The 23,674-nt window shown below is 42.0% G+C and carries 10 protein-coding genes and 2 pseudogenes; 7 read left to right on the plus strand and 5 right to left on the minus strand.

Features of this window, described 5'->3' with window-relative positions:
- From IR173_RS07995 to IR173_RS08025, 7 genes are read left to right on the plus strand one after another with little or no spacing between them, the layout of a single operon-like run.
- Positions 1-156: a hypothetical protein gene (locus IR173_RS07995; protein WP_237039126.1), complete on the plus strand. Its 156-nt coding sequence runs from the start codon at positions 1-3 to the stop codon at positions 154-156.
- A 48-nt stretch (positions 157-204) separates the two neighbouring features.
- A complete protein-coding gene (locus tag IR173_RS08000) occupies positions 205-2,214 on the plus strand; it encodes a glucosidase family protein (RefSeq protein ID WP_237039127.1) in 2,010 nt (669 codons plus the stop codon).
- A 38-nt stretch (positions 2,215-2,252) separates the two neighbouring features.
- Positions 2,253-4,160, plus strand: coding sequence for a heparinase II/III domain-containing protein (locus IR173_RS08005; RefSeq protein ID WP_237039128.1), 1,908 nt, complete (start codon positions 2,253-2,255; stop codon positions 4,158-4,160).
- Between the two features lie 2 nt (positions 4,161-4,162).
- Positions 4,163-6,373: a M60 family metallopeptidase gene (locus IR173_RS08010; RefSeq protein ID WP_237039129.1), complete on the plus strand. Its 2,211-nt coding sequence runs from the start codon at positions 4,163-4,165 to the stop codon at positions 6,371-6,373.
- 31 nt (positions 6,374-6,404) lie between these two features.
- The gene (locus IR173_RS08015; protein ID WP_237039130.1) at positions 6,405-8,711 is read left to right on the plus strand and encodes a glycosyl hydrolase family 95 catalytic domain-containing protein; all 2,307 of its coding nucleotides are present in this window, start codon (positions 6,405-6,407) and stop codon (positions 8,709-8,711) included.
- Positions 8,712-8,722: 11 nt separating this feature from the next.
- Entirely contained in the window at positions 8,723-11,647 is a 2,925-nt protein-coding gene (locus tag IR173_RS08020) for a glycoside hydrolase family 2 TIM barrel-domain containing protein (protein ID WP_237039131.1), read from the plus strand.
- 31 nt (positions 11,648-11,678) lie between these two features.
- The gene (locus IR173_RS08025) at positions 11,679-13,220 is read left to right on the plus strand and encodes a Gfo/Idh/MocA family protein (RefSeq protein WP_237039132.1); all 1,542 of its coding nucleotides are present in this window, start codon (positions 11,679-11,681) and stop codon (positions 13,218-13,220) included.
- A 205-nt stretch (positions 13,221-13,425) separates the two neighbouring features.
- On the opposite strand, the gene IR173_RS08030 is transcribed toward IR173_RS08025, so the two are convergent.
- From IR173_RS08030 to ltrA (IR173_RS08050), 5 genes and pseudogenes are all read right to left on the minus strand, one after another.
- Positions 13,426-17,409, minus strand: coding sequence for a two-component regulator propeller domain-containing protein (locus IR173_RS08030; RefSeq protein ID WP_237039133.1), 3,984 nt, complete (start codon positions 17,407-17,409; stop codon positions 13,426-13,428).
- A 261-nt stretch (positions 17,410-17,670) separates the two neighbouring features.
- Positions 17,671-20,121: a glycoside hydrolase family 31 protein gene (locus IR173_RS08035; RefSeq protein ID WP_262914281.1), complete on the minus strand. Its 2,451-nt coding sequence runs from the start codon at positions 20,119-20,121 to the stop codon at positions 17,671-17,673.
- A gap of 866 nt (positions 20,122-20,987) precedes the next feature.
- On the minus strand, positions 20,988-21,320 hold the full coding sequence (locus tag IR173_RS08040; protein ID WP_237039142.1) for a group II intron maturase-specific domain-containing protein: 333 nt from the start codon (positions 21,318-21,320) through the stop codon (positions 20,988-20,990).
- A gap of 78 nt (positions 21,321-21,398) precedes the next feature.
- Positions 21,399-22,259 (minus strand): annotated as a pseudogene (gene ltrA, locus IR173_RS08045) (group II intron reverse transcriptase/maturase); the annotation flags it as partial.
- A 458-nt stretch (positions 22,260-22,717) separates the two neighbouring features.
- Positions 22,718-23,668, minus strand: a pseudogene (ltrA, locus tag IR173_RS08050) (group II intron reverse transcriptase/maturase).
- Between the last annotated feature and the right edge of the window lie 6 nt (positions 23,669-23,674).

The raw sequence follows: 23,674 nt of genomic DNA on the forward strand, positions 1-23,674 counted from the left end.
TTGACAATCTACAATTCATTATTCAAGACTTATCCGGTCAAGAATACTTATAAGGGAGAAAAACCTATCGAGGGTATCACAATGCTTGAAGCAGAATGTTCGTTCAAAGGAACAGACGGTAAGGTGACGGTACGGATGAGCAGCAAAAGACTTTGATAATAATTAATACAATATCAATAAGTGGAATAAAAAACAAAAAACGCAATGAAAGACTATATAAGAAAATATATATTATTACAATTTGCTTTACTATGCTTAGGAATCACCCATGCACAGCAATATTGGGGAATAGATAATGATAAAAAAAGCATTACCTGGCATATAAAAAAAGGAGAAGTACATCACGACCATATCGAAATGGCCGGCAAGCAAGTTGCAGTAGTGCTAAGATATGGTATGAATAAAGACGGTAAATTCGAGTTAAATAAAAGTATGGTTTGGCCTATGCTCCGAGTTCTTCCCAATGACACTCATGCTAGTTTAATGCGTCGTTTAAACTGGAATCCATTGAACATGGTGACTATTAACAGACGTAATATAACAGAAGAAATAAAAGCAATCACTTTAAACGGGACTTTAGAGGTACAAAGTGAAATCCTACTAGGGCAAGAAGACTCTCTATTATTAAAACGTGTTTATTTCCCATCTACGGAACAACCTCTTTTGTGTGAAATCTACGAATTTACTAATGTAGGGAAAAAAAATGTTCATATTGAAATGACGAATGGTCAAAATTCAATAACAACAGCTCCCGAACAAGGAGTGGATGGAAGTTATTATATCTATCTAACAACATCCGGAGAAAAATCTGTTACGCTGGCTCCCGGTAATACTTTCACTTATTCGGCAACGATTGCAGGATACAAGTCTCCCATGAATGATTTACCAACTTCTAATTTACAAGAAGAATTAAAGAAACGCAAAAATTTAGTGGCCGAACTAATGGGTAATCTTGTACTGGAAACTCCAGATCTTATCATCAATGAAATGTTTGCCTTTTCCAAGATTCGCGCTTGCGAAAGTATTTATGAAACTAAAGGCGGCCCTATGCACGGACCCGGAGGAGAATCTTTTTACGCTGCTATTTGGGCAAATGATCAGGCAGAGTATATCAATCCCTACTTCCCTTTTGTAGGCTATCAATATGGAAAAGCATCCGCTATGAATTCATTCAAGCATTTTGCTCGATATATGAATGACAAATGGGACCCCATCCCTAGTTCCATTATCGCTGAAGGTGATGATTATTGGAATGGAGCGGGCGATCGGGGAGATGCAGCAATGATAGCCTATGGTGCTGCACGTTATGCATTAGCAAATGGCAACAAAGACGAAGCCGAACAGTTATGGCCACTAATAGAGTGGTGCCTGGAATACTGCCACAGAAAGATAAATACAGAGGGAGTCGTCACCTCCGACTCTGATGAACTAGAAGGGCGTTTTCCTTCGGGAAATGCCAATTTGTGCACTTCATCATTATATTACGATGCATTACTTTCAGCAGCATATCTAGCAGAAGATTTAAGAAAAGGAAACGCTATAGCCAACGGATATCGACAACAAGCTATAGAATTGGAAAAAAACATCAATACTTATTTCGCAGCTACAGTTGAGGGCTTTGATACATATGCTTATTATAAAGGAAATAATATATTACGCGCATGGATTTGTATTCCGTTAACAGTAGGTATCAATAGACGTGCCAAGGGAACAATAGACGCACTCTTTTCTCCACGTCTATGGACGGATAATGGGCTATTGACACAAGCCGGCAGTAAAACTTTTTGGGATCGCTCCACATTGTATGCCTTACGTGGAGCCTTTATGACAGGCGAGACAGAGAAAACTCTGAAATTTTTAAAACATTATTCCGCTACCCGATTATTAGGAGAACATGTTCCTTATGCAGTAGAAGCCTGGCCGGAAGGAGGACAACGCCATCTTTCTGCAGAAAGTGGCTTGTATGGACGCATCATAACAGAAGGTATATTTGGTATCCGCCCAACAGGACTTCATTCTTTTACCATGACACCAAGATTGCCCAAAGAATGGAATAAGATGGCTCTCCGTAAAATTCGCTCTTTTAGTACTAATTTTGACATAGAAATAGAACGAATCGAAAATCAGACTATCAGAGTAATTCTAAAAAAAGAAGGAAAAATTATCATGAATAAAAAGACAAAAAATGGTACCATATTGAATTGCAACTTATAAATACAGTCCTTCGTCGAAGGACTATAAAAAAGATACAAATGAAAAAGATACTCTTAATATTTTTCGCGTTTTTATGCGTTACCACCACATCAGCATACACGGAACGCAATCTGCTCCAAAAACAGGCAGATATCAACCAACTAAAAGAAACCTTGATATTAAATCAAGAATGGGTAACTTATCCTGACTATACAGACCGCTCCGGTTGGGACACTTTTTTGGGAATCTTTAAAGACGAATACATTCGTCAAGGAGAAAAACTATTGGATTATCAATGGCCGATAATAAAAGCTACTGATTACTTAGCTTATGAACGCAGTGGTAATCGGATAATAATGGAAAATCCATATATGGCCAGTTGTGACGCATTGGCAGCTCTGTTAATGGCTGAACTAGCAGAAGGAAAGGGGCGTTTTTTAGATCAGCTAATAAACGGCACATTCCATTTTTGTGAAATGACCACATGGGCACTTTCTGCACATGTAGTGCTGCAACGGTCACACCGTTCACTACCTTCTTATGACAATCCCGTATTTGATCTCTTTGCCGGTGATCTTGGCAGTTTACTTTCATGGACTTATTATTTCATGAAAGACAGTTTTAATGAGGTTGATCCTGAGATATCCCGTCGTTTACGTCACGAATTACAAGTACGTATCCTCGACACTTTCCTAAACGACAACTCTTTTTGGTGGATGGCACGTAACTATAAGAAAGGAAGCGGTCTCAACAACTGGAATCCATGGTGTAACAGTAATGCCCTAATGTGCTTTATGCTTTTGGAAAACAATCGCGACACACTGGCCAAAGCTGTTTATATGTCTATGGAATCGGTAGACAAATATTTGAACTACATCAAATCAGATGGGGCTTGTGAAGAAGGGCCGCATTATTGGAGTCATGCTCCGGGTAAGACATTTGACTATTTAGACCTCCTTTTCACTCTAACAAAGGGACAGGTAGATATCTTCCAAGACCCCTTTATACGTCGAATAGGTGAATACATATCCCATTCATATGTTGGAGATAACTGGGTAGTAAACTTTGCAGACGCATCAGCACAATGTGACGCTTCCCCACATCTTATCTTTCGTTTTGGCAAAAGTGTGAACAGTAAGGAAATGAAAGGGCTGGCAGCTACTATACGCACTTCCACTTCGACATGTCCGAATGGACGTGATATCTTCCGTACTCTTTCTGCTCTTTCCATAGATAAAGAATTGAGCCTGACAGTTCCAGAACACAAACACGGCCTGTTCACTTGGTATCCTGAAACCGAGTTCTGCTATTTGACAACCTCTGACAATCTGTTTTTGGCAACCAAAGGCGGACACAACAATGAAAGCCATAATCATAATGACGTAGGTTCATTTTCTTTATGGATAGACAACACCCCGGTATTGATTGATGCAGGAGTTGAAGTTTATTCAGGCAAAACATTTAGTAGCGAACGCTACAGCATTTGGACGATGCAAAGTAACTATCATAATTTGCCCATGATAAATGGAGTTTCAGAAGAAGCAGGCCAGAACTTTAGAGCTACTGACGTGAAAGCTTCGAAAGGTCGTTTTTCCGCTAATATCGCCACTGCCTACCCTGCAGAGGCCAAAGTAAAGAGTTGGGTACGTTCTTATAACATGAAAGGTAATCTATTGCAAGTAGGTGATGCCTTTGAATTAGCAGAAACTATCGCTCCTAATGAAATCAATTTTATGACATGGGGGCAAATACACACCTCTACAAAAGGCAACGTTACTATTGAAGTAAATAATGTGAAAGCGTCTTTAAAATATGACGCTAACAAATTTGATCTTACTATTGAACCAATAGAGCTGACAGATCCTAATCTCTTGAATGTATGGGGAAACACTATTTACCGATTGTCATTTAAGGCAAAACGACTATCAAAGACAGACAATTATTCATTCACAATAAAGAAACTGTAATTATGATCAAAAGACAATTGCTAGGCTTCATCTTATTGGCATTCACCGGTCCTCTGTTTCCTATCGGAACCCTGAAGGCGCAAACAGCAGCCTCACTGACCCTTAAAAGTGATACGGTGAAACTGACATACAATCGTTGTGACACAATCATCCAATTAACCAACCGCCCCAACTGCTCGGTAGAGAAATATCCGGCTTGGCTGACGGCTACAGTCACAGAAGACAAAAAGCTCACGATATCAGTCAGCGAACATTATAATCATCTTGAACCGCGCACAGCTAAAATTATTTTACGAGATTCGAATAATAGCCGTGAGATTGTGATATGGCAACAAGCCAACCGTTCCGTTGATCGGATTACTGCAGAAAATGCCGAAGAGCTGAGGAAGGAGTTGGCACACTATTTCAATGATCCGCTCTGCACCAACCTTTATCCCGGAATCAACAGAGGACATTTAGAAACAGTCACCAATGACTATGCCCGCTTGCTGGTTCACAACGCACTTTCAGGTATGTATACTACCCGTTATCGCGTAGGAACTTTCGAACCCTATCAAACGATTGACAGTTTGAAAAAAGAGTTGAAAACAAGTGGTTACGACCCTTATGAAAACCCTACCGGCATCTACTTTACAAAAGGAGAAAAGCTAGTGTTGTTTGTACAAGGAATCGGCCAAACTCCGGTCAGTTTAATCATCAAAAGCTTTGGTAAAGAACAATACAAAGGAGAGAAATATCCCGAAAGTTCCTATCTGCTGAAAAATGGCATTAACGTGATTGAAACGAAGAACCGGGGTAACGGATATATTTCCTATTACACCGATAGCTATCAGAAAGTCCCCAAAGTAAAAATACACTTTGCCCAAGCTTGCGAAAGTGGCTATTTTGACATTCGCCGAGGAGATAGTAACCGAGATTGGGAAGAATTGCTGGCTACCGCAAAAAGTGATATCATCGATATCATTACTCCACGCATTCACGTAGCAGCCCCCATTGAAACACTGCAAAAAGACTGCCCTAAAGAAGGACTACGATTGGCAAGGATTTATGACGATGTCGTCAGACTGGAGCATGAAATAATGGGGCTTATCCTTTTCAATCGTGAGCCTAAAAATCATCAATTTGCCCGCCCAGTAGAGGGAGGCATCTATGCCGATAACATCGGAGCTGCTATTTGGCACGACGGTTTCAGTAGCTGGGCTAATCCTGACAAATTCGGATACTGGGGCTTTGCGCACGAACTGGGCCACGTCAATCAGGTACGTCCGGGCTTGAAATGGGGAGGTACAGGCGAAGTGACCAATAACATTTATTCCGCATGGGTCAATTTCAATATGGACAACCTTCCCAATCTGGAAAAGAGATTGGGGGGCATCAATGAGTATAAGAAACTGAACGGAGGTCGTTTCCAATGCTATCTGGAAGAAGGAGTGCGTCAAGGTAAAAATTGGATGACTCAGGAAGGTCCGGATTATTTCAACTCTAAACTACAAGACCGTACCGTACAAGACGAAGACTATAACGGAAAAAAAACAGGTGAAGTAACTATCCCCTGGAAAAACTACGACCATTTTGTACGCGTAATTCCCATGTGGCAATTACTGCTTTACACGCAAGCTGCCGGTAAATCGGAAAATGCCTACGGCAAAGTAATAGAAGGCATTCGGAACTACCCGAATGAGGAGAAGCTTACCAACGGTCAGTTGCAAATCAAGTTTATGCAGAGTTTCTGCGATTCCACCCAAATCAATTTCCTGCCTTTCTTTGAAAAAGCCGGAATGCTGAAACCCTATAATCACTATTTCCGTGACTACGGTGACTTCTGGATTAAAATATCTCAAGAGATGATAGATGAGTTGAAAACATATATTGCTGCCAAAGGATATCCCGAAGCAGACAAAATGATTAATTATATCAATTGCTATAACTGGCAGGTATTCCGCGACGGCGCCAAGCTTCAGACCAATAAGGTGAATGCCGGTTGTACCCGGCATGACAACCTGGTGCGTATTGAAAACGATGCCTGGAGAAATGTGGTAGGTTACGAGACCTATAACTCACATGGTAAACTGCTCCGCATCTCTATGCTGGGACTGGGCAACACCGAACCGGGCAAAACACAAACCTACACGGAAGTACTTTGGCCGGAAGGCGCTGCCTATATCATGGCAGTAGGTTATGACGGACAACGTGTGAAGTGCTTTAAGAAGTAAACCAATAGAAACATTTATTAATTCGATTATTATGAAAAAAAACAACTCAAACCATTGGAGTCGACGAATGGCTATTTTATACCTGGCAGGTCTGGTCGTAGGCAATGTATATGCCACACCTGCCTCCGACTTAATGCAACCCAATTTACCGTTTGCATCTGCCTCCTGTGTAGAACAGGAAACGGCCATAAAGCACGGCCTGCATTTCAGTACCCTTCCCAACCGCTGGGACGAGGCTGTTCCTTTGGGAAACGGTATCATGGGGGCACTTGTGTATCAGAAAGATGGTAAATTACGCCTGGCCTTGGATCGGGCCGACTTATGGGACTTGCGTCCGGTAAAAGAGTTCAACGGCCCGAAGTATAGCTATAAGGCTATCTGCGAGGCAGTAGACAAGAAAGACATGAAGCCAATATATGAAGTAATAGACGCACGTACACAAAAAGACATTGCACCCACCAAGCTTCCTGCAGGTGCATTGGAATTTGCCATCGGACAATTAGGTGAAGTGGCAAGTGTAGACCTGGATGTAATGACAGCCATCTGCACTATTACATGGAAGAATGGAACCAAAGGATATTTTTTTACGAATGCAGTAGATAAGAAAGGTTACTTCCGTTTCGTTCATCTACCGGAAAAGATAGCCATTAATCTCCAATCTCCTTCTTTTGAACTGAAAGAAGGAGAGAAAGAGCAACATAACTCTCTTTCTCGGTTAGGGTATAAAAATGGAAAGATTGTCAACAAAGAAAATCATATCAATTATCGTCAGAAAGTATATGGTGATGTCTCTTATGAAACCGATTTGAAGTGGGAGTACATAGATGACAGTACAATGGAAGGTGTATTTTGCATCACAACAGATGGCACTTGGTATAGCGAATCTCTTTCTGCAGGGAAACAGATGAAGAACCATACCAAAGATTTCTCAACTGCCCGCAAAGAGCATACAGAATGGTGGAAACAGTATTGGCAACAATGTGAAATCAATCTCCCCGACAAAGTATTGGAACGCCAATGGTATCTTGAAATGTATAAGTTTGGTGCAGCCTCACGTAAAGACGCTCCCCCTATCTGCCTCCAAGCCGTATGGACTGCCGACAACGGACAAACTCCACCTTGGCGCGGTGACTTCCACAACGACCTAAATACCCAACTCAGCTATTGGCCGGGCTATGCATCCAATCATCTGGAAGAATCTTCTGTTTTTACAGACTGGCTTTGGAAGATAAAAGAGAACGGTCAAGCATATACCCGCCAGTTTTTCGATGTAGAAGGACTGAACGTACCTTGTATATCTACACTCGATGGACGGAATCTGGGAGGATGGAATCAATACTCCCACTCACCTACAGCAGCCGGCTGGTTGGTTCATCATTTTTATCTACAATGGCAATATTCTGCCGACGAGGTTTTTCTGAAAGAACAAGCCTATCCTTGGGTAAAGGAAGCAGCACGCTTTTTTGAAAACATCTCTGTAAAAAATAAAAACGGAAAACGACAATTACCTATTTCAAGTTCGCCTGAAATAAATAACAATGATTGGGATGCGTGGTTTAAAGAAACGACCAATTATGATTTGGCATGCATCCGATTTACTAATAAAGCTGCTGCTGATATGGCAGAAGCATTAGGACTGAAAGAAGAGGCCAAGCACTGGAAATCACAAAACGAAGAGTGGCCTGATTTTGCAGTAGACTCCACCGGACTAACTATTGGACCGAACTACCCGCTAGCCTATAGTCACCGCCACCTGTCGAACATGCTGGCTATCCATCCTTTTGGGTTATTAGACATTTCACAAGGAAAAGAAATGGAAAAGTTAATTAAACGTTCCATTCATCACACCGAAGAGATGGGAGTAAACGGTTGGTGTGGGTATACTTACAGTTGGCTAGCCAACTTCCATGCTCGCGTTTTCAACGGAGATGCTGCAGCACGTGCATTGCACATCTTCATCAAAGCATTCTGCTCACCCAATAGTTTCCATCTCAATGGTGACCAACTTAAAAAAGGTTATTCCGGCCTTACCTACCGCCCTTTCACCTTAGAAGGAAATTTTGCGTGTGCCTCTGCCATCCAAGAAATGTTATTACAGAGTCATACCGGGGTCATCAAAGTTTTCCCCGCCATCCCCGAATCTTGGCAAAACGCCTCTTTCCGTAATATGCGGGCGATGGGAGCTTTTCTGATTACCGCAAGTTACAAAGACGGAAAGGTGGAATATATCAAAGTTCAATCGGAAAAAGGAGGAAAGCTGAAAATCTTTAACCCATTCACAAAGAAAGTTGAAGAAGTGGAAATGAAAGCCGGAGAAACCAAGAACTTAGTTCGCTAATTTATAAGAGAATGAAAAAAATAGTATACATATTAGTGTCATTCATCTTACTTGCATTGCACGTCAGCGCACAACGTATTGCAACTTTTGAGATGCGATATATTACCTCTGACACAAAAGCAAACGGAGATAGTGATTTTCATGGGGAGACCGAATGGATGAATCTCGACCAACGCATCGACTTCTTAAATAAATATGCCGCTTACTCTGCTGAGTTTTGGGGAAATCCGCAACTGAGCCAACCACTGCTGGCTATAGGAGAAGCCCAAGGTGTAGTGCAAAATATAAAACCACAACCATTAACAAAGGTGCGACGGACGTTGCGTTTGTCTGATTGGCAGGCATATGGGCATCGACCGGGAAAAGCAGAAGAACAGAGGCAGCAATGGAGGCTATGGGCCAGTGCGCCGGAAGCCACTATTGCCAATGGCGGACTAAAGCTTAATAATGGCAGCACAGAAAGAGAAGTAGGCAAAATAGACTGGCGCTTTAAATTCAACACCACATTGGATAAACTGAGCCCTAACTTTGTCCTTGCTTTCAATAAAGGAGACAAGACCTTATTGTCCATCGTGCTGGCAACAGATAAAATAATGACACAATCCGGTCGGCACAAACAAACCGCACCATTCAATTTTGATCCAAAAATAAAGTTGGAAATCTATGGTGACATACCCAATCACCGCTTTTTCGTAACTGTCAACGGAGAGACGATTTTAGAATGTCCCATAGATACGACCTTGGAACAAGAAATCAATCGTATCAAACTAACCTCTCTGCAAGGAGAAACAGTTATAGATGATGTACTGCTGTTCAACTTTACAGCAGACAGCACCAACCAACATACTCCTTATTATACCAGTCTTCTTCTGGATGAAGATTTCGAAGAAGTATTGCCCATAGACGGCTGGCAGAATCCAACATATAACGACCAGTGTTGGCAAACTGTTAATCTTCCATCCGCTCACGGAGGCCTCAGAGAAAGAGAAGAGAGTTATTATCTAAGAAAGAAAGTACATGTAAAAGATTTCGGCCGTGCCGTGCTAAAGCTGGAGACACTGGATCCGGGAGGGGAAGTATGGATAAACGGACAACCGGTAGCCGTAATAAACAACCGCCATCCTTATGACTTGGATGTAACGAATTACCTGAAACCGAATAGCGAAAATCTGATAGCTGTCCGCGTGAAACCATACAAGGCCCGACACTTAATGTTACACTCGCCTTCAGATCCTTACATAGGTTGGCAATTGGGTAGAACAGAACTGATACTTACCGACCGGTGCATGATAAAGAATGTGTTTGTCCATACAGCTTCCATTGCCGACAATCAGGCAATGCAAACCAATCAGATTATTCTCCAATACCCCGGAGTCTATAGTTGTAAAGGAAATGTGGAAGTCAACTACTACTCATGGTATCCTACAGAGGGTGAGAAAGTTGCCTCTACCCGACAGGACATTGAAATCCGCCCTGCCATAGACAATAAAATCATTATCAACCTACCGATAAGACAGCCCAAACTATGGCAAACCGAGCAGCCTAATTTATATAAGGTAGAAGTCATCTTGCGAAATGAGAAAGGAGAGGCCATAGACGATTATATGCTGACTACCGGCATCAGAACCATCGAACAAAGGAACGGTACTCTGTATGTCAACAATAAAGCCGAGATGCTGAATGGGGCTCAAATCATGGGAAACCGGTATCCGATAGAAACCATTGCCAAAACCAATCGCTGTGTATCCGACGAAACGGTTGCACAAGATTTACTCATGATAAAGAAGATGAACGGCAATATGCTGCGCATCCACGTTCATGCCGAGAAAGATACGATAGACGGCATCAACGACCCGCGTTATGCCGAGTTTGCCGACCAACTGGGTGTATATCTCTTATGGCAGACAGCCGGATGGATACGTGAAGGAGAAGCGTGGAACGTTGACTTTGAAGGTTATCCCAAGTTCATGAAGCAAGTCTACAACCATCCGTCCATCGTGATGTGGGAAGCAAGCAATCATCCCAACCGCTTCAAGAAACATGATATCTCCGACTCCAACGATTATATGGAGCGTATCTTCCATACAATTAGCAGTGCCGACACCAGCCGGTTAATTTCACCGACTTCTTTTTGGCAGCATACACATTACGGCAACTATGACGGAACAAAAGATTACAAAGGTAATCCGATGACGCCAACCCCTGTTTTAATGGAGAAATTAATGACTCGCGGGAGTCAAGATGCCTATACAGGATATGGCGCTGATTGGTCATACCTCCGAAAAGCTCCACACAGTTGGGCAGCTTCCTGCCTGGCAGCCAACGACAAATGCTACTTTAATTTTGAGCATGAAGAATCGGCAGCCCAGCCCAATTGGGAATTAGTGAAGAAAGAACCTTGGTACAAGTTACAGTCCTACGAATGGGGATACGAAGAAGGCAGCATAGGCCGTAAACTCAATGCGGAAGAGTGGCGTATCAGTCAGGCATTTCAGGCTTTCTCAGCATGGGAGTCCATGAAAAAACAGACACTCTTGGGATATGACGGATTTTCATGGTGCAGTTTGGAGTCGGGCGCCAATATGTTCACTTATCAGAAACCGTTGGTAGATGCAATGGGAGTACCCAAATTAGCTTTTTATGCCAACAAGCAGGTTTTCAATCGAATTTGGGCAGCAAGTGACAATGTAGATGTGGTCTATGGACCGAATGACTCAATCGCTCCTGTTATATTCAATCTGGGAGACGAACGCACTGTACACCTGAGTATCGAATTGAAGAACGAAAAAGGAAAAACCGTGGAACGTAGAAGTATAAAGAACATCCATATCGACAAAGGCCGGAGTATAACCAAACTGAACCGCTTCCAATTCAAACCGAAACCGGACGGATGTTACTTTATCGTTTACACGATTACAGAAGCAAGAACAAAGTAATTCTAGTATTTAATAAAAATAAAACAAAGACATGAAAACATTAAAGTTATTAACCCTGGGGATATGTTTCACATTAGGAGCATGCTCCAATCAATCCACCTCTACCGTGCAAACCAACGAACACGGTACACAATGGAGCTGGGACAAAGGAACCATTGTAGTGAAGACTCCCGAACGTCCGGCAGACCAGACAAGCGCCATCGGACTGACTGTTCCCAAAATGGAAGTAGTCCGTGTGGGATTTGTGGGACTGGGCATGCGTGGTCCCGGAGCCGTGGAACGTTTCACTTACATTCCCGGTGTACAGATAGTGGCACTTTGCGACTATAAACAAGAGCGCGCAGAAAAATGCCAGAAGTATTTGCAAAAAGCGTCAATGCCCAAAGCCGCCGTTTACTCGGGAGAAAAAGGATATGAACAACTTTGCAAACGCGACGACATAGACCTTGTTTATGTAGCCACCGATTGGTTGCACCATTTTCCTGTAGCCATGTGTGCTCTGGAAAACGGAAAGAATGTGGCAATCGAGGTTCCGTCAGCCATGAACCTGAAGGAATGCTGGGATTTAGTGAACATGAGCGAAAAGACCCGCAAACACTGTATGTTATTGGAGAACTGTTGTTACGACTGGTTTGAAATGAACACCCTGAATATGGCACAACAGGGTGTATTGGGCGAAGTAATCCGCGCACAAGGAGCATACATCCACAATTTAGATCAATTCTGGGATTATTATTGGAAAGATGGAGAAAACGACAAACTAGGTTGGAGACTGGATTATAATATGCGTCATCGCGGTGATGTGTATGCCACCCACGGACTGGGCCCCGTCGCACAGGCATTGAATATTCACCGGGGTGACCGTATGAAAACCTTGGTAGCCATGGATACTAAATCGATTGTCGGCAAATCATTGGTGGAGCAACGAACCGATTCTGTTTGCAATAATTTCCGCAACGGCGACCATACCACTACCCTCATCCGCACAGAAAACGGAAAAGTAATTGAAATTCAGCACAATGTAATGACACCGCAACCTTATAACCGTTTATATCAATTGACAGGAACAAAAGGATTTGCCAATAAGTATCCCACACAAGGATATGCACTGAGCGCCGATCAACTGGCCGCTTCAGGCGTACAGCCCCAGGTAGACAATCTGAGCGCACACGGATTCATGCCGAAAGCAGAACAAGACGCATTGGTTGACAAATATCGCCACCCGATATTGAAGAAATACGGAGAAATGGCAAAAGAAGTAGGAGGGCATGGAGGTATGGACTTTATCATGGACAGCCGATTGGTATATTGCCTGCAAAACGGCCTTCCCTTGGATATGGATGTTTACGACTTGGCTGAATGGTGTTGCCTGGCAGAGTTGGGCGAACTTTCTATGGACAATAACTGTGCAGCCGTAGCCATTCCTGATTTTACACGTGGAGAGTGGAATACCGTGAAAGGCTTTAAACATGCTTATGCTACACCTGAAGAGGAAGCTTCAAGCATGGAGAAAGCAAAAGCATTCACAGCCAAGCTAAAAGAACAAGGTGCTAAAGAATGGGCAGCCGAATAAATCACAGATTCTACAAAGACCGGCTTTAATGCCTGTTGGACTTCTCTTGGGAGTGTGTCAAAACTAAACCAGTCTATCCAATCGTCAGCTGTAGGGGCAGGGTTTGCCTGCCCGAAGACACCAAGTATGTTTTCGGACGAGCGAACCTCGCCCCTACGAACTAAACAACAGCATTATCCACGTTTTGCCCCCCTTATATCATCCATTAACGGCCCCTGTACTCCTGCGGTGTCTGATTAAAGCAAGCCTTAAAACAATGCCTGAAATAACGCGGAGAGTTAAATCCAACCTGATAGGCTATCTCATTTATCTGTAACTCAGTATGGTTCTTTAACAAATCGGCAGCATATTTCAAGCGGGTATTCAATATAAATTCATTCGGAGTCATGCAGCTCAGCGCCTTCAGTTTGTTATATAGCGAGCTACGGCTGATTAATAATTCTTTAGCCAACATGTTCACATCAAAATCCGGGTCTGATAAATGTTCTTTTATAATGCCCTCCAGTTTTGATAAGAATTTGGCATCAATCGGATTCAATACCAACGTTTGCATCTCAGTTTCCACAGAAGTACCAGTTGTCATCTCCATTCCGAACTTTTGTTTCAACATCTTGCGGTTGCGTATAATATTAGCAATACGCCCCAGTAATATCTTATTATTAAAAGGTTTCTCTATATAATCATCAGCCCCGCACTGCAATCCCTCCATCTTTTTATTGTCCGAAGTCAAAGCAGTCAGCAACACAACCGGGATGTGACATAAATCAAAATTACTCTTTATTTTGGCACACATCTCCAAACCGGACATTTCGGGCATCATAATGTCACTCAGAATAAGATCAGGATGTTCTTCCATTGCCTTCTGCAATCCTTCCTTACCGTCCATGGCAATAGTGACCCGATATAAAGGAGAAAGCAATGAAGTCAATATCTGCAACAAGTCTTCATTATCTTCTACTATCAACAGGCAATCCTTGGCTGTAATATCTCCTTGCGTTTCGGGAGTCTCCTCCTCCCCTGTCTGATCTGTCTCTTGTTCTCCACCTTCTTCAAGAGGCATCGCAAAATGATTGTCAAACATCTCCTCCGGCTCAACAAAAGTCACATAATCATCATCACGGAAAAGATTTTCTTTAGGTAATGTAACCGTAAAAATAGTACCGTATTGCAGCGCACTCTGCACTGTGATTTCACCGTGATGCAATTCTACGATTCCTTTTGACAAAGCCAAACCGATACCGCTTCCCGGTGAAGAAATAGCAGAATCCACCTGATAGAAACGGTCAAAGATATAAGGCAATGCTTCTTGCGGTATACCTTCACCCGTATCGATGACTTTTATCTCAATAACCGTTTCCTTCTCCTCTATCTGTAACTCTACCTTTCCCTTCTCCGGAGTATGCTTAAATGCATTCGACAACAGATTGGAAAATACTTTCCGCAACTGCCGGCCGTCAAACCAACACTGCATACTCTCCATCTCCGTATGAAACTCAAGTTGTATGTTCTTCAACTGCGCCTGATCCATAAAATCCTGCTGAATCTGTTTCAGATAAAGAATGATATCCAACCGGCACACATGAAGCTGTAATTTTCCCCGTTCCATCTTCCGGAAATCCAAAAGTTCGGATATCAGTTCCCTAAAATGAAAAGTATTCTTATATATTTTCTGCAAACGTGTCCGCAGATACGGAGAATAGTTACCGGATTGCAATAAAGCCTCAAGCTGCGAGATAATCAACGTTAAAGGAGTACGGAATTCGTGAGATATATTGGCAAAAAACTGAAGTTTTGCCTGTATAAGTTCTTCGTTCTTTTCTTTCTCAAGCTTCTCTTGTGCCAACGAAGCGCGTAACTGCATCCGGGCACGCCAGTTCCGCAACAATGAATAAGCGATTGCAACAACCATACAAAGGTAAACCAAATAAGCCGCCCATGTAGACCACCAAGGAGAATGTACAATAATAGCCAACGCAATGGAATGCACCTCATCAAGTGAACTCTGCTGCTTTTCACGTACAATCAGCTTATATTTGCCGGGATTCAAGTTTGTATATACTATTGTATTATTATAAATCGTATTCCACTCATTACTGAACCCTTCCAGCCAATATTCATAAATCTTTCTGTTAGCATTATCAATATAACTATTCGAAGCTACAGATATTGAAATATTATTTTCATTGTACTCCAGATTAATTTGATTGGCAAAAGGCAATGCTGTCTCCAATATATGGTCGGATGTTTCGCACGAAACAAGTTTATCGTTCACAGACAGCGATGAAAAATAAAGGTTATACCGGGGAGACGGATTGAACAAAGAGTGGCTCATGAAAGAAGCCATGCCCGAGGTCCCGCCGACAAACACTTCACCGTCGCGGCAACTCAATAAACCGCATCCATCATTTATGGCAGAAAGATGTAACTGATTTTCAGCATCAATCATCTTCATCTCCTGAGTTTGTGGATGATAAACCAACAATCCTTTTTCATTGGAAACAGCCAAATAGTCGCCCTGAATAACAGACAAATTATAACAATAACGAATATCGAAAATAGAACATTGCTTAAAGCTGTTTTCCGCAGGGTTGAATGCATACAGACCGTCCCCATAAGTGCCAAAGTATAAAGTACCATCGGTATACTCCACCATATTCAACACTTGAAATCTACCTAGCCCCCTCTCATTATACTTATAAATGTATTTCTCTTCCGGCATCTTCATATTAATCCGCACAAGCTGGTCATGCTGGGCAATCCAAATATAATCTTTGGAATCTATCAAAAAAGAGGAACCTGCCCGATGAGTTTCCCGAATAAACGGATATAAATGCCCCATCGTCTCCTGCTTCAAGTCCTTTACATACAGACCTCCACCGGAAAGAATATAAAGGCTGTCTCCACGCAAAATTATTTTGGAAAGAGATTTTCCCATCTCCTCCGTATGATATACTACTTTTCTTGCAGTTATATCAAAACAGAAGAAACCTTGTTTGTGAGTACCTATATACAGACAATCCCGTTCTTCATCATATTCTATACATTTCAAATTAGAGAATAACGGAGACACACCCTTTTCATCTGCCAAATAATGTGTAAATTGTGTGGAGTCTCTATGCAAATAATTCAATCCTCCCCCTTCCGTACAAATCCAGACATCCCCCCGTTTATCTTCCACCATATTTCCGACGAAGAAGAAGCTCAAACAATCTTTCCGGCCAATCCCTTCCGAATAATGTGTAAAAATATCCACCTGAGGATTAAAGTATTGCACTCCTCCATAGTAGGTACCAACCCAAATTGTTCCTTGAGAATCTTTGCAAAGCGAGAAAATGGATGAATGCTTCAAACTTCCCGGTTGCGTATCTTTCTTATAACAGGATACATTGCCCAGCGTATCTATTTTATTCAGTCCATTGAAAGTCCCTATCCAAATAGAACCTTCATCGTCTTCCACAAAACACCGGATGTCATTGTTAGATAATAGAAAATTTTGCTCATCAACAAACTGTTGGCTTATACCATTTTCTATGGTATACATTCCTTGCCTGAACGCAGCCACCCACATTTTCCCCTTCGTATCTCTATAGAGTGAAAGGACATTGACTTTGGGGATAACACAAACTGGAGCCGGATTATCCAAGTTATCCACCCGATAAAGTCCGTCGGTAGTCCCCAACCACACACATTCATTGTCGTCCACATAAAGATAAGTGATATGTTTCTTTAACGACAGTTGATAGACAAAAGCAAATTCCTCTTTCTGCCGATTCCATTTGAAAACAGAATCACGCGTTGCCGCCCACACCTCTTGGTCATGCACATGCAGACAGTTCGCCCTCTGCTTTAAAAGAGAGAACTGCTCCTTACGAAGATTATAACGAACAAGTGCATAATCCGAAATAAAAAAAAGATTTCCCTGTTTATCACTGACAAGATTATCTACGTTGTTCCCCAAGAAACTCCTGACAGAATCCTGCGACGGCTTATAAACAGTCATAGAATTTCCGTCATAACAACTCAACCCTTCCAATGTGCCAAACCACATTCTTCCCAATTCATCCTGACAAATGGAGATAACTGATATTTGGGACAATCCGTCTGTCTTACCCAAATGTTTAAAATACACATTGCCTCGAAGCGTGAAAGAGACAAACAAAAGGACGTATAACAATATTTTTCTTTTCATAGTAATATCACATTTCCCATATTTCTTCATCAGACTCCAAACTTTCACCCGCAGCTTTATTCATTTTCTGCCGGTTATCGCCTCTGCATCGAGCCTCATAGATTGATGTCTTTTCAGGATATTATATATTTATGGACTTATCTAAGATTCAGCACAAAAATAACAATAATTTCTTGATAATGGAATATGATATAAAAAAACAGGGATATTTCGCTGTCTACAGGCGTTCTTTCCTCCAGTCCATCTATACCGCCCGGCCAACTAAAACTTCAGTTTCATTGTTTTATTGTCGTACATAACCTCTTTTTCAACTACAGACGCGTCCCCCGATTTCGAAGGAGTAAGAATCTGAATCTTGAACTTTCTATTCTTCAATTTAGGCGACATTTTACCAGTAGGTGCAAACAGAGTGAACGTTCGATGCGTATTATTCCATTTCATTTGAATGGCTGAATAACCTCCTCTCTCATAGGCATAAGTTTCATTATCGTCTTCATAAAGCAGAAACTCTGCATCTTTACCTGCATAAACTGATAATGTCATTTCAGAGCCATCGTCTTGAGCGACATATTGAACCACTTTATTACGTGGAACAATGGAACCGGCTTTTACTAATATTGGCAGCGTTTCTAAAGGAGCATCATATTTTATTTCTTTTCCTCCTTCATAACATTTGTTGGAGTGAAAGTCAAACCAATAAATACCGGAATGTTGTGGTAAGTAAATCCCTTCCAATGTATTGACATCCGAAATAACACCTTCCCGGTCATAATACATCGGTCTGGTTATTGGATGAACCATTAATGCGTCCCCTAACATATAACTGCTTCCATCATCAAACGTTTTCCGGTCGCCTGAAAAATCCACTACTGTACCACGCATCATGGCCGAACCTTTTGACGTAACCTTCCAAGCTTCTGAATATATATACGACAAAAGCGTATAACGAAGATGTATTGTCTCAACTTGGATATCATAGAATTTGCTGCCGGGCTCACCAAAATGCCAAATTTCACGCGGTACTTCTGTTCCATGAGCCCGGAATATCGGAGAAAGAGCCCCATATTGAAACCACCTTGTATATAATTCCAAATAGGCAGAATCTTTAAGTCCCTTCGCATATCCTCCATCACAAGAAGATATGCTTTTATGAATTTCCGTCCCTATCTCTCCTGTTCCTTCACCGGAATTTTCCTTACTTCGCACTCTAAAGCCACCGATATCGGTAGTCCAATAAGGAATACCGGTCATACAAATATTAAGACCGGCTACAATTTGCTTCTTTAGCACGTCCCAAGAAGCATAGATGTCTCCAGACCATATAGAAGTACCAAACCGCTGCTGCCCTGCAAAAGCAGAACGAGTTAAGATAGATGCGCGATTATCACTCTGTTCCCTTAAATTTTCATACATCATCCCAGTTAATACATACGAATAAGTATTGAGATAACGAGCGGCAGATCCGATAAAAGTTTTACCGGCTTTTTTGCTCCATAAAGTCTGCTTTTCAGGATATAGCCCATCTTTATAAGCCGGTTCTGTCGCATCCAACCACCAAGAGTCCACACCTTTTGTATAAAGTCCCTGATACAGATGGTTCCAAAAAATCTTTTGGGCTGTAGGAGCATATATATCCGCTACCTTGTAACCTGCCCATGTGGGCACGTCATACAACACATTTGCCGAATCCATCTCTTGATATACTTTCGTGGATTTTCCGAAACCGGGCCAAACAGACAACGTCAACTTAACATGATACTTCTGATGCAAACCTTCAATTACCTTTCGGGGATTAGGATGAGTGATTGGATTGAAAATCATGCCATTCCATGAATCAAGGTTTTCCCCCCAATATTGCCAGTCTTGAACGATGTTGTCTAACGGAATATTTCTCATTCGGTAAGTTCTCACCACATTTTGAAGTTCATCAAATGTCCTGTAACGTTCTTTCGACATCCAGAATCCAAAAGCCGACTTGGGAAGCATTGGTGAGTTCCCTGTCAATTCGCGGAATTCCGCCATGGCATCCTTCATATCTTTCCCCACTACCAAATAATAATTTACGCCATCTCCTATCTCAGAAGTAAAAGTAGCTCCATCAAGAGTATCTTCAAAGGTGGAACAAGAATAATTATCCCAAAACAACACATAATTTGAAGTGGATACAACAACCGGATTTGCAATTTCACGATTGGCGTGTACCAGCAACTCCTTATGCCCCCTATAATTATAAACCCCATCCTGATACTGCCCCAAACCATAAATAGCTTCATCAGGCTTTAAAATGAAGGTTTGGCTCACTGTATACGCTTTTTCCCCTAAATCATCAATTTCAGAAAACTGATTACCACCTTCTACGAGAATCGTATCATGGCTTTGAGCATCAGAAAAAAGAATCCTATCCTGCCAAACATCATAAGTTGCTTCTACTTTTGCAGATTTTAAAGTAATCTTATTTTGCAATGAACGATATTTTATACCTTGCACTCCAAAGGCTTTATCGTTTACAACAAGGGAAGGCTTCTGCTCTTGTCCTGCAGGATAGGTTCGAATGTGTATAATATTATCCTTCAAAAAAGAGATCTCAATTTGTTTTGCTTCAAGAGAAACTGTGACCCCGTTTCCTCTCTTTTGTACAGCAGAGAGGGAGCTCCTTTGTCCATAAGAACAGAGTGAAACAATGAAAAACAAAAAAAATATTATTCTATTCATAATTAACCGACACTGTGCAGCATAAAATCTTATTTAATGTCTATACCTTTCAGAAACAACATAGTCCGTAAAGGTTTCCACACCAGTAACTTCACTTATTCCAGTGCTGCAAAATCAAAAAAAGGAAGCCCTGATATGTCGGTAAAGATAAGCATAAAGTTTATATTTTGGATACGACTTCCAGATGTAAATGGTCCGCATAGTCAACGCTGTTGTCAACCATCTCAATCTTGACAGTTTCAAGAAGCTGCTTTATAAAGAAATGGGCCGTTGCGCCTATCATCTCTCAATAATATAACATAGCATACAGAAGATCAGGCACATGAAAGAAAACAAGGTGACAATGGGCTCCGCTTTCTTTATTATAGTTTTTAATATCAAAAGATATGTGCGAAACTGATAAAAGCAGAAAAAAAGCACAGACGAGACCGAATGCTTATGGTATATGATGTGATGTACAGATGATTGGTGATAGTAAAGAGATGAGTCAATGGCGACAATTTGAAACTATCGTACAGGTAAAACTGTTTACCCGATAATAACCTAATATCATATTCGATAGGTACTCCATGAATGTTGATTAATATAGGATCTTAGCATCTATATCCGATTTTTCGGCAAGTCTTTCTCCTACAGAATTCCCCCAATATATACAAACGGGACATTGCTGTATCGTATTATAGACAACTGTAAATATCATCAGGATTTCAAAACCTGATAAGGAATCGAGTAGGAGGAAAACGAAAGCTTTCTTCCTACTTTCGTTTTCCGACCTCTCAGTCGAGTAGATAAAAGGAGTTTCACCTTAAACCTCTCACAGAACCGTGCGTGATAGTCTCCCATCACACGGCTCTTCTTATTCAACCTTATAACTTTATCGTACCTTTGGTTGGTTTGAAACCTATTTGCCAATGATAGAAAATGGCATCCCTATCTGCAATATTCCCAAGCCATTTCAATATTACATACATGGGCTTGCGTCTGAAAGTTTTATATTTCGCTTTTGCCCATTTTGCAAGTAATAAATCGAAGTACCGAAGTAATTTTTGAAAAGATTTCCCACCATATTTACCATAATAATTTGCCCATCCTCGAAGTATGGGGTTAACCATTTGAGCTATGCAGTCCAGCGGAGTATGTGATTTTGACTTGAGATTCCATGAACGCATGGTCGCCCTGATTTTTGTTGTTGCCTTCATACTGATTCTTGGTTGGAAGCCTGTAAAGGCTTCACCGGAACTTTTATGCATGGTTTTACATGGTCGAAATGTATGACCGAGAAAATCAAAGGTAACATTGGAGTGATTTTCCTTTCTTCTGCTTGATTTGCAATAGACTATCTTTGTTTTCTCTTCGTTCAGGGTTAATTTGCATGACTTGAACCTGACTATAAGTTCTTTATACAGGGATTCAGCTTCCTGCTTACTATGACAATGACATACTGTATCATCTGCATATCTCTCAAAAGGGATTTCAGGATGATGTATTTGCATCCATCTGTCGAAACTATAATGCAGGAAGAGATTTGCCAGAATCGGTCCTATAACACTACCCTAGGGCACACCGCTGGTCCTTTCAACCAGACTTTTGTCTGCATTCTGATACGGGACTTTGAGCCATCTTTCTATATACAGTATTATCCATCTTTCTCTTACATGAAGCTTTACAGCCTTCATCAATAACTGATGGTCTACCGTATCAAAGAACTTACTGATATCCGTATCCAATACCCACGCATATTTCCAGCATTTCTCTCTTGCACGACCCAGCGCATCATGAGCGGAACGGTTGGGACGATAACCATAGGAATCCTCATGGAATATCCTCTCAATTTCAGGTTCTATCATTTCAACTACCAGCATCTGTGCAATCCTGTCTTCCACCGTGGAAATACCCAACGGTCTTGTTCCTCCTGCAGGCTTCGGTATCCGAACCAGTCTGACAGGTTTGGGAATGTAACTGCCTGAACTCATACGATTCCACAGTTTGTATAAGTTTCTTTTCAAATTACTGCCATACATTTCAAGTGTGACGTTGTCAACACCTGAACCACCTCGATTTTGATTCACACGCTTATACGCGTAATATAGTTTCCATCGGTCAATATCGAATGGTTTTGCTCCTTGCTTTTGTGTCATCCTTAATGGAATTTAAGTTGTACAATACAATTTCGCTTGAATAAGTTACCCCCTCGCTCCATCTCCATTACAGAGAGTTCTTCACTACTACGAGGTAATCCGCCCCTGCATCAGACATCAGTATTTCTACCTTGTGTTTCTTTCACTTGTGTATTTTCCTTTGAAATTCTAAAGCAGGTTCCTATTTTCCGACAATTAGCCTACAGACAAATCATGCCGCCTTAACACCGTACATCGAATAAGCAGCAGTATAGGTATCTCTTATTTTTATCCAAGGTCTGTGGTGAAAACCAAGTTCTGATGTAGTCTAACGCACATTTCGATGCTTCATCAGCGGTTCACTTCCGTTCATCTTTTGTCTGCCTACCTGACTATTTTTTTACAGCCTTTTAACAAGTCGTTCACTACAATATCTTTTCAGATACAGCAGCACTTGCCGGTTTACTACCGATACCTATTTACCTGTTCAACTCCTCCAGCATCTGTCGGATGCTGATTCCACGACTGCGTTTGGTTATCACACGTATCTTGTCCTTTAGTCGTCCTTTCGGATGCTCGGACACACGTGGCACACAACCGCCTTTCTTATACCGAAAACCAAAGCCAAGCAAATGGCATTGGTCGGGGCGGCTGACCTTGCTTTTGTCACGGTTTACTTTTAAGAGGAGTTTATCCTCCAAGTACCTTGTGATACTCTGCAAGACTCTTTCCCCTGAGCGCTGGCTCCTGACGTAGATGCTGCAATCATCCGCATAGCGGACGAAACGAAGTCCGCGCCTCTCCAGTTCCTTATCCAACTTGTCGAGCAAGATGTTCGACAGTATCGGACTCAGGGGTGACCCCTACGGAGTGCCCTCAGTACGTGTGCTTGCCACACCGCCCTCCATGATTCCCGCTTGCAGGTATCGCCGGATTAACTTCAACAGAGGCTTATCCGTGATGCGCTCGCACAGGATGGACATCAGTTTGTCGTGGTTCACACGGTCGAAGAACTTCTCCAGATCCATTTCGACTACCTTACGGCTACCGCTTGCGAAGTACTCCAATGCACGCTCTACGGCTTGATGTGCCGAACGTCCCGGACGGAAGCCGAAACTGTTGGCACTAAAACCGGGATCATACAGGGCACTTAACCTTTGGGCGACAGCCTGCTGGATGAGTCGGTCAGTGACAGTAGGTATGCCAAGCATACGTTTACCCCCGTTCGGTTTCGGTATCTCCACCTTGCGGACTGCGCAGGGGATATAAGCGCCATGCTGTATCTGCCGTTTGATGGCAGACCAGTTCGCACACAAGTGCTCGTGAAGCTCCTCCACGTCCATGCCGTCGATGCCTGTCGCACCCTTGTTCGATACGACCTGCTTATAGGCTTGTCTCATGTTGCTTGCGCTAAGTATATCTTCAAGCATACTGTT

Origin of the sequence: Phocaeicola faecalis, assembly GCF_021730445.1 — a bacterium.
GTDB lineage: Bacteria > Bacteroidota > Bacteroidia > Bacteroidales > Bacteroidaceae > Phocaeicola > Phocaeicola faecalis.

Bases quoted from the DNA above. Each gene is read 5' to 3' on its own strand.
- IR173_RS08020 (WP_237039131.1), top strand. From the start codon at position 8,723: ATGAAAAAAATAGTATACATATTAGTGTCATTCATCTTACTTGCATTG.
- IR173_RS08015 (WP_237039130.1), top strand. From the start codon at position 6,405: ATGAAAAAAAACAACTCAAACCATTGGAGTCGACGAATGGCTATTTTA.
- IR173_RS08030 (WP_237039133.1), bottom strand. From the start codon at position 17,409: ATGAAAAGAAAAATATTGTTATACGTCCTTTTGTTTGTCTCTTTCACG.
- IR173_RS08000 (WP_237039127.1), top strand. From the start codon at position 205: ATGAAAGACTATATAAGAAAATATATATTATTACAATTTGCTTTACTA.
- IR173_RS08035 (WP_262914281.1), bottom strand. From the start codon at position 20,121: ATGAATAGAATAATATTTTTTTTGTTTTTCATTGTTTCACTCTGTTCT.
- IR173_RS08010 (WP_237039129.1), top strand. From the start codon at position 4,163: ATGATCAAAAGACAATTGCTAGGCTTCATCTTATTGGCATTCACCGGT.
- IR173_RS08005 (WP_237039128.1), top strand. From the start codon at position 2,253: ATGAAAAAGATACTCTTAATATTTTTCGCGTTTTTATGCGTTACCACC.
- IR173_RS08025 (WP_237039132.1), top strand. From the start codon at position 11,679: ATGAAAACATTAAAGTTATTAACCCTGGGGATATGTTTCACATTAGGA.
- IR173_RS08040 (WP_237039142.1), bottom strand. From the start codon at position 21,320: ATGAAGGCAACAACAAAAATCAGGGCGACCATGCGTTCATGGAATCTC.